An 8,954-nucleotide genomic window follows, 5' to 3' on the forward strand; every position below is an offset into this window, starting at 1 on the left:
AGACCGAATTCGAGCCTGCGGTATTCTGGGTAGTACAGGATGGCGTACAGGTCCAGGCGCCAGACATTTGCATAGGCAAAAAGGACCAGGTTGTTCCAGTTGTTCTTTTTAAAAACCAGAGTGCTCAATGAAAAATTTTCTTTATAATAATCGGCTTTGACCAGCCATACCCCCTCCTGTTCGTGACTGGTATCTTCGGGATCGGCCAGCTGCTTTTTCGGAGTGATGACGCTGATCGGGGTGAACATGTAGCCAGTACCCAGTTTCATCAGCACCTTGCCCGCAGTTAGGTCGAAGGCGCCCAGGTTTAGGTTGAGCGCCACTTCGCGCAGATTGCCTTGCCAAGTCCCATCATGGGCGGCGCGCAGCAGCGGCGAAACCTGGAACTTGACCTTGCCCAGGAGCAGTCGTCCGTTGGCCTGCAGGAGCAACCCCGAATCGCGGGTATCCAGGCGGTCAACCTGCCCGGCATTCCAGGGGCTGTCCTGGCGGGGGGAGAGCCAGGAATAATTGTAATAGCCATAAAAATCGAGTTTCAACGGCTTGGATTCGCCACCCAACAGGGCAGCCAGTCCGAGAATAACCATAGCCCAAACCAACCGCCGGCTCATGTCAATCCACCTCGATTTGAGGCAAGTACATGACGTTGAAGTATTTTTCCGGAAATTGCCGGGAATGGAAATTGAGGTTCTCCATCACCGTATAACGCTTGGGATTGAGCTTGTCCTCGATGCGGATTCTGGCAATGGCCTCCCGGCCATTGGCCAGGACACCTTCCTGGTAATAGGCGGTCTTGAAATGCTTGCCCGAAAGGAGGAAAAATTCAGCCTTCAGAGGCTGATGGGTTTTTTTATCGGCATATAGCAGCACCCGCTGATAGGTAGCGCCCGCGCTTTTAGCTTTCAATTCCAGCTTCAGCAGGTTGCCGTCGTCGCTCAGCAGCGTGCCGGTATAATCTCGCTTGAAGCTCACCTTGGCCACGTCGCCGTTGGAAGCTTCGCCCATCAGCCGCTGCATCGGGGTGATGCGCAGGGCACGTTTGGAGCCGCCGAGGTTGACCCACATATCGTCGCCTTTCATCAGCACTTTCATGCCCTTGTTCTTGCCCGAATCGCATATCAGCAGGCTGCGGTCGTCGCCGGCAAAAAAACCCCTAAACAGCGCCTCCTCCTTGAGCACGTCGCCCTCGAAATCCTGCATGCGCACGTCCATGTTGAACGAACCGGCCACCATGCGGTAGCGGTCGATTTTTGCCAGAAGCTCGTCTCCATCCTGGCCAAAAAGATCCGGGGGCAGGACGATCCACAGCAGGAGCACAATCATGATCAGCCTTTTCGCGATTTTGTTCATCATTTCACCTCCTGATCAGCCATTGCGCAGGGCGCGGACGATGTTCAGCTTGAAGATGCGCCGGGCCGGGATGATAGTGGAAAGGATCACCACCAGCAGCGTTACCGGGCCGACGAAAGTGAAAATTCCCGTTACATTACGCACGTTCAGCAGATACCCGGCGGTGGCCCCTGGCGGCGCCGGCATCATGATGCCGGCACGGTTGATCAGGAAGGCCATGCCGATTTCAATCAATATCCCCAGGATCACGCCCAACAAGCCGATCCAGGCACCCTCGGTAACGAGCATGCGGAACATGCGCCACTTGGAAGTCCCCATGGCGCGCAGGGTGGCAAATTCGGCCGAGCGTTCCATCAAGGACATCAGGATGGTGTTCATGGTCGAAAACCAGACGATCAGCATCAACACCGGCAGCACAAAACCGATCATAGCGTTGAAAAAATTCAATGCCTTGACATAATCGGGAAAAACTTGTTTCCAGTTTTGGGCGGTGATGCCAGTGGGCAAACGCTTCTGCCAATCGGCGAGTGCAGCATTCAAATCATTGGAGTCGCGCAGCGTCACGGCCAGCCGCTCCACCTTTGCGGAGGCTAGCAACCCCTGGGCCGTTGGCAGGGAAACCATGGCAAAGCGCTTGTCCATTTCCTCGAAGCCGGTATTAATCGTGCCGATGACCTTGAAATCGTAGCCGTTCATGGCACCAGTGGCTGCTGTGGTCAGAATAGTTACTTCTCCACCCTCTTTGACTTGTAGACTCTTGGCCAGCAGCTTTCCCAATAAGATACCTTCGGGCTCATTTAAAAGTTTTTTCAAAGGGCCGGCATTGATATAGTCGCCGCCCATCTCGATCTCGCCGGCCGGCAGCACGGCCCGGACCATGACCGCATTCGACTTCTCGCCGGTGGAACAGAGGCCGAAAAAATTGATGCGCGGCGTGACCACGCTCACCCGCGGATCCTCTTTGATCTGCGCCGCTAGCTTGCTCCAGTCAGCAATTCCATAGGACAATATCTTGTCTTCCTCCTTGGTCAATAGGTCAACGCTCAGCACCTGAAAATGCCCGGTCTGGCCGTGAATGATGCTTTCCCCGTAGCCCCATTTGACGAATTCCACATAAGCCATGGCCAGGCAGACCATGGAAACACCGATGGTGATCACCGCCAGAGTGATCATAGTGCGGCGCTTGTTGCGCCAGATGTTTTTTATGGATAATTTGGCAATCATGTTTTTCTCCTGTCAATTTTCTGAAATTTTGCCGTCGATCAAGCCGTCGCGCATGTACAGCACCCGGTGGGCCGCCCCGATAACGATGGGATCATGCGAAGCTACGATGAAAGTAATGCCATCTTCACGGTTGAGCGAGTCCATCAATTCGACAATGGCTCTGGCGTTTTGTGAATCGAGATTGGCCGATGGTTCATCGGCGATGACCAGCTTGGGCTGCTTGACCAGGGCCCGGGCGATGGCCACGCGTTGCTGCTCGCCGCCCGACAGCTGTGCTGGTTTGTGCCGGCGCCTGTCCCAAAGCCCCACCCGCTTCAGGTATTTTTCAACCATTTCCAGGTTGAAATTCTGGAATACGAAGCCGATGGACCTACGGCGAAGTTCGACCAGTTTGCGGTCGGGAAGACCAGTGACGGCTGTGCCGTCAAAGAAGAGCTGGCCGGTGCTTACGCAATCGATCAGACCGCAAATATTGAGCAACGTGGTCTTGCCAGAGCCCGAAGGCCCGGCAAAAACGGTAAACTCGCCCTGCTGCACCGCTACATCAACCCCGCGCAACGCCGGCACTTCGGTTTTGCCCAGGGGATATATCTTGGTAATACCCACGCCATTTAAAAAATCAGCCATGCGCACCTCCTGCTGAAATCGACCCATTGTACGTTCACTTTTTGAGCAGGGGAAGAGGTTTTCCGACCAACGGTCCATATGGCCGTCTGAACGACCGGATAAGCGGAGTGAACCGGGCGACAAGCAGCAAGCGCTTCTCGCGGCTGACGCTGACCCGCGCTTTCAGGCGCGGTTTACTTGCTCACCCTTTCGATGTAGGAGCCGTCGCACGGCGCAGCAGGACATGATGGATTTCGCCTGCTCGCGGTTCGGCGATTCAACCCATTGCTTTTACGCATTGTCCAATAGCTGTCGAATTTTATAAGCCAGATCCTTTGCCGAATAGGGTTTGTGCAGAAAAACTACGTCCGGCTCCAGTTCTCCGCTATGAACAATGTGATTTTCTGTGTATCCGGAGACAAAAAGCACTTGGATGCCCGGAATCAGCGCCCTGGCCCTTTCAGCCAATTCCTTGCCGTTCATTTTCGGCATGACCAGATCGGTAACCAACAGGCGCGGGGGTTCGGCTTGATCTTTCAGCCACTCCAGTGCCTGAACGCCGTCTTCGGCGACATGAACCCGATAACCATATCCCTCCAAAGAATTCCCGGCATATTGCCGCACCGCCCCGTCATCTTCCACGAACAATATGATTTCACTGCCTGATAAATCCCGATCGTTGCGTTTCCGTTGGATATCGGTTGGCACGTTCTCTTCGGTAGCCGGCCAATACACTTTAATCATCGTTCCTTTGCCCAATTCGCTGTAAATATAAATATTGCCCTTGTTTTGCCTGACAATGCCATACACGGTGGCCAATCCCATGCCCGTGCCTTTTCCCTTTTCTTTCGTGGAGAAAAACGGTTCGAATGCTTTTTGCTTTACTTCTTCGGTCATGCCACAGCCAGTGTCGCTCACGGCCAGGAACACGTGCAGCCCCGTCTGGCTGTCGGGATGATGCGCGACATACGACTCATCCAAATGACTCGTGCCGGTCTCAATGGTGATTTTCTTCTCGGAGGCTTTGTCCGTCCTTTTATTGACGGCGTCGCGGGCGTTGACGATTAAATTAATGATTATTTGCTCGATCTGGCTCGGATCGGCCTTGATTCCGGGCAGATGGGGAACCAGGCGTTTTTCCATGTTGATGTCTTCGCCGATGAGTCGGCGCATCATTTTATCCAGTTCGGAAATGACCATGGTGATGTCCAGAATCATGGGTTGAAATATCTGTTTTCTGCTGAAGGCCAGTATTTGGTTCGTCAACATCTCCGCTTTCTTAGACGCCGAAAAAATCGTCAGCAAGTTTTGCCTTACGTCGCGATTGTCTCCCGTCTTGGCCAGGGCCATCTCCGCATAACCGCTGATCACCGTCAGCAGATTGTTGAAATCATGGGCGATGCCGCCGGCCAGAGTGCCGATCGATTCCATTTTTTGAGTCTGAATCAGCTGCTGTTCCAGTTTTTTCCGCTGCGTAATGTCTTTTAAGATACCCTGGGTGGCAATGCCATTCTTATACTTAATATGCGCTGTCGACACTTCAACATCCAATTCTTTTCCATCTTTGGCAAGTGCCGTGAATTCGTATACCGGCTCGACCTCCTCGCCCGCCTCCACGCCCCGGCTCCTTTCGGCAACGAAAGCTTTGCTCTTGGGGGCGACCAGGTCCATGAAATCGAAATCGGGACCGTTGACTTCCTCCAGGGTCAAGCCAAATATTTCCTGGAATTTATCATTGATCACCTCAAATTTTTTATCATAAAGAAGATAGATCGCGTCATTGGACTGCTGAATTAAATTGCGGTACTTCTCTTCGCTGGCTTCCAATTCTTGGTTTGTCTTTTTTAGTTCGACGTTCGCGCGATTCAAGTCCTGATTGGAGACCGCCAGCTTTCGATTTGAGGAATCCAATTGCTCGTTCAACTCGCTCAATTCTTCATTTCGAATACGCATGGATCTCGTTCGGGCCCAGGAGACAAAAACAACCAAGGATACGATGGCTAAGGCGACCAGGACGCGAAACCACCAGGTTTTCCAAAATGGCGGGATAACCGTTATTTTGAAAGTGTCTTCACCGCTTTCCTGTTGGTAAATGTTGCGGGCCTTAACCCGAAAGACATAAGAACCTTCCGGCAGGTTCATGTACTCCTTCATATTTTGCGCCGTCCAGTCAGACCATTCCCGGTCGAGACCATCCATGCGAATTTTGTACCGGTTAGCCTCCGGCTCGTCGAAAGCAGTCAGGGCGAACTCGAAACGGAGTGAATTCTCAGTATACTTCAGAGCGGGGATTGTCTTGGAGCCCATCGCTGCCGAGGCGCCTCCAAAAAGAAGCTGGCCCCTCGCCTTTTCCACCCGGCGGATGAGGGCGGAGTAAGCCGGGGTATAATCCTTTGGAATACGGGGATCGTAACGGCTAAGGCCTTCCGACCCTCCGAACCATACAACGCCGTCGGCATCGGCATGGATTGTTTCGATAGCCGTCTCGCCAATACGGAGAAAGGGCGTCTTTTCCCAGCGGTAGCTTCCGTCTGGCTGGAGGACGGCGGCTCCGGCTTCGTAGATGCGGCGAGTCTTTTCAATGGAATCCATCCATATCCGACCTTGGGAATCCTCGCGCCATGCAAGCACCTTCCTGAAACCGTCGGGAAAGAGCCTGGCAAAGCGCGGATCGGGGGAAAAATGCTTCGCTGTCTCGTCAAAGCGGTAGACTCCCTGGGGTGTGCCGAACACATACGTGCCGCCCATGGTATGGACGTGGTAATCCAATCCGATCGGCAACCCCTGATCCGATCCGAAACGCTCCACGAGGGGGGAAGGTCCGGACGCACCACCCTGCCAATCCCTGGAGAAGGTGATGCGCAGGATACCTTGTGCCTGGGTGCCCAGCCATAGTCGGCCATCTTCCATTTCCGCCATATTGCGAATTTCTTCGTTTATCCCCGTAATCTTCCCTTCGTCTATCCACCTGCCTTGGTCTTCACCCCGGCGAACCATTGATGCCAGACCGTCCTGAAGCCCCACAAAAACTCGTGCGGGATCGGATCGTGAGCGAAAGAGGCTCATCGCAATAACATTGGATGGCCTGACGAGGAAAGCTTCGCGGCCGCGAATCTCGGAAACTCCATTGATGCCGGTCGCCAGGAGAATGCCGCCGAAAGATAGTAAATTAAAAGTCTGACTTTTCATCCCGGCTATGCATTCGAATCGGTATCCCGGAGATGCCGGGGAAGATTTGCGCCAGGGCGGTTGCAGGACATAGACACCCTGGCTTGTTCCCACATACATGGTTCCCTTGTGCCCGTGCAGGAAAAGCACACTTCCCTTGAGGCCGGAACGCTCGTCGAAAATGGTTAGCGGTGCCGGCCATTCGATGCGGGAGAGGCCCTTGTTGTGAGTTAGCCAAAGGCCGGATTGCTGGTCGGGCTGAATGCGGAGTACGGTATTATCGATGAGTCCGGCTGTTTTGTCCAGGATGCTGAGCATCTTCCCGTCCCGGCTGATGCAGGCCATGCCCCCTTGGAGCGTAGCCAGGGCCAACGTGCCATCATTGAGCAGAACGCCGTGGTACAACAGGTTTTTTTTAAGGAATGTGTCGGCTGCTGTGGGGAATGGGCTGAGCGTAGCGCCATCGTATAGAAAAAAACCCTGGTCCCGAGTCCCTATTAGCACCCGTCCGGCCGTGACGGTTGAATCTCCTGCCTTTGGCATGTCAAAGGGGAGCATGACGTAAATCTTTTCAAAAGCAAAGCGCTCCCCCCCCTTGACCAAAACCAGTTTATCCCGGGAGAGTTCCATCAACCCCACATCGTCCTGGCGGATGAAAAGGCGGCCATACACAAGAAATGCTCTGTGAAACCCTGTTTGGGCCTTCCATACCTTGATATGGTTATTGGCAAGGAGAAACAGGTTTGCCCGTGAATTGAAAAACACACCTTGGGAGGTGACATAAATGTCCCAAACATCCAAAAAAGCTTGATGTGACGTTTCGATCAGATCGTTCAGGGACACGAAGCGCATCTTCCCAGTCTCATCGGGCGCAAGATACCCGATCTCTCCCTGTGCGCCGACATAGACGCGCCCGGCATCGTCCACTGCCAGGGAACGGATGGCGGTCTTGTTCTTGCTTGGGATCAGGCGCCAGCTGATTCCGTCATATTCCAGTACCCCATCGCCGTTGCCAATATATATCACACCCCGCTTGTCTTGGATAATAGCCCAGTTCTGGGCTTGGGCCCCGTATTCCTTTGGATCGTAGCTGCGGATGTAGGGCAATCCCCGCTCTTTGATTATTTCGCTGCCGCCTTGAAGACTGGCGACTGTCAAGGTGATGATGATGGCAAAATTTAAAAACCGAATTTTTCTGCTCCTGAAATAAATATTAATATAAAAAAAATAGCAATTCAATTAAATTCAATTTTTCTAATAGTTTTTGCAGGGAATGATTTCTGAAAATGAAGTGCCCCTCGGCTGCGGCCAGGGACTTTTTTTATTTGCTGACGCGCTCGATGTAGGAGCCGTCGCGGGTGTCGACCTTGATCACCGTGCCCACTTCGATGAACGGCGGCACCGTCACCTCGAGTCCGCCCTCGAGCTTGGCCGGCTTGTAGGAAGCCTGCACCGTCGAGCCCTTCATGTTCTTCTCGGTCTCGACCACCTTGAACTCCATGGACAGGGGCGGCACGATGTTGATCGGCTTGCCCTGGAAGAACTCCATCTGGTAGGTCTCGTTCTCCTTCAGGTAAAAAACGTTGTCGCCGATGAACTCCCCGTCCAGGCCGAGCTGGTCGTAGGTCGTCGTGTCCATTAAGATGTAGTGGGTGCCGTCGTTGTAGGAATAGGTGACCTCCTTGGTCTCCAGGTTCACCTTTTCCACGCGGTCGGAAGAACCGAAGCGGAACGGGGAGCGCACGTTGCTCTCCAGGTCGCGCATCTTGACGTGGATGGTCGACTTGTAGCGGCCGGGGGTGACGTGGTCCATCTCCTCGACGCGGTACAGTTTATTGTCCATCAAGATGATCATGCCCCGGCGTATCTGGGTGGCGTTAATCATAATATCCTCCATTAATGAATTCATTGATCTGCCCGCGGTCGTTGCTGCGAGCATAGAATAAAGTGGCATGGCGTTCAAGCAGGAAAAAGTAGCCGGCGGCGGAATTCCCGGCCAGGAAGGTCTGCCCGTTGTTTTGGCCCGGCCGGAAGGCGAGCTTGAATTTTTTTTCCAGGAAGCTCCGGAAGGCGGCAGCGAAGCGGGCGCAATCCTGAACCGTGTCCCACTGCGCTTTCCAGAGCAGCAGCAAGGACGCGTTTTTGCCGTAGATGGCGTATGCGTCCCCATTCCAGCCGGCCGCCGCGTCGGTGATGTCGGTGCCTTCGGCCAGCAGCACGTTCAGGAAATACTCGCCGATCACCCCGGAGTGGATTTCCTGCCAAGAGGCCGGCCGGAAGGCGATACGCACCGTTGCCGGTTTTTCCCGCTTGAAATACTTCTCCGGATGCAGGATCTGCTCGGACGACTGCGGCGGCTGGGCCAGGACCTGGTTCAAACCCTTCCATTTGTCCTTGTTGAAGACATCGCGGCTGAACTTCATCCCGTCCAGGTAGGGCATGAGCAGTTGGTCCCTGACGATGGCCGGCGCGTCGCCAAGCGAGGAAGTTCCGGCCAGCGCCGAGAAAGCCAGCACGTTTTCCGGGCTGAAGGCCTCGCCGATCAGGTCGGGGTCGAAACCGAGCTGGCGGATCATCACCCAGGTGGCGTCGCCCTCGACCGCGGC

At 54.2% G+C, this 8,954-nt stretch carries 7 protein-coding genes; all 7 read right to left on the bottom strand.

Annotated elements, in window-relative coordinates:
• A partial coding sequence (locus tag NTW95_14755) for a hypothetical protein (GenBank protein ID MCX6558668.1) occupies nt 1-611 on the bottom strand: 611 nt, incomplete at its 3' end.
• A 1-nt stretch (nt 612) separates the two neighbouring features.
• A complete protein-coding gene (locus NTW95_14760) occupies nt 613-1,353 on the bottom strand; it encodes an outer membrane lipoprotein-sorting protein (protein ID MCX6558669.1) in 741 nt (246 codons plus the stop codon).
• Nucleotides 1,354-1,365: 12 nt separating this feature from the next.
• On the bottom strand, nt 1,366-2,574 hold the full coding sequence (locus NTW95_14765; GenBank protein MCX6558670.1) for an ABC transporter permease: 1,209 nt from the start codon (nt 2,572-2,574) through the stop codon (nt 1,366-1,368).
• Between the two features lie 12 nt (nt 2,575-2,586).
• Nucleotides 2,587-3,201, bottom strand: a complete 615-nt coding sequence (locus tag NTW95_14770) for an ABC transporter ATP-binding protein (GenBank protein ID MCX6558671.1) — start codon at nt 3,199-3,201, stop codon at nt 2,587-2,589.
• Nucleotides 3,202-3,471: 270 nt separating this feature from the next.
• Nucleotides 3,472-7,587, bottom strand: coding sequence for a PAS domain S-box protein (locus NTW95_14775; protein MCX6558672.1), 4,116 nt, complete (start codon nt 7,585-7,587; stop codon nt 3,472-3,474).
• 82 nt (nt 7,588-7,669) lie between these two features.
• Nucleotides 7,670-8,233, bottom strand: coding sequence for an elongation factor P (efp, locus tag NTW95_14780; GenBank protein MCX6558673.1), 564 nt, complete (start codon nt 8,231-8,233; stop codon nt 7,670-7,672).
• The coding region (locus NTW95_14785) for a hypothetical protein (GenBank protein ID MCX6558674.1) at nt 8,226-8,954 on the bottom strand (729 nt) is incomplete at its 5' end. The genes efp and NTW95_14785, both read right to left, overlap by 8 nt.

This window comes from Candidatus Aminicenantes bacterium (genome assembly GCA_026393795.1).
Lineage (GTDB): Bacteria > Acidobacteriota > Aminicenantia > UBA2199 > UBA2199 > UBA2199.

Excerpts from the sequence above, each read along its gene's own strand:
- NTW95_14770 (MCX6558671.1), bottom strand. The coding sequence starts at position 3,201 with ATGGCTGATTTTTTAAATGGCGTGGGTATTACCAAGATATATCCCCTG.
- NTW95_14765 (MCX6558670.1), bottom strand. The coding sequence starts at position 2,574 with ATGATTGCCAAATTATCCATAAAAAACATCTGGCGCAACAAGCGCCGC.
- NTW95_14760 (MCX6558669.1), bottom strand. The coding sequence starts at position 1,353 with ATGATGAACAAAATCGCGAAAAGGCTGATCATGATTGTGCTCCTGCTG.
- efp (MCX6558673.1), bottom strand. The coding sequence starts at position 8,233 with ATGATTAACGCCACCCAGATACGCCGGGGCATGATCATCTTGATGGAC.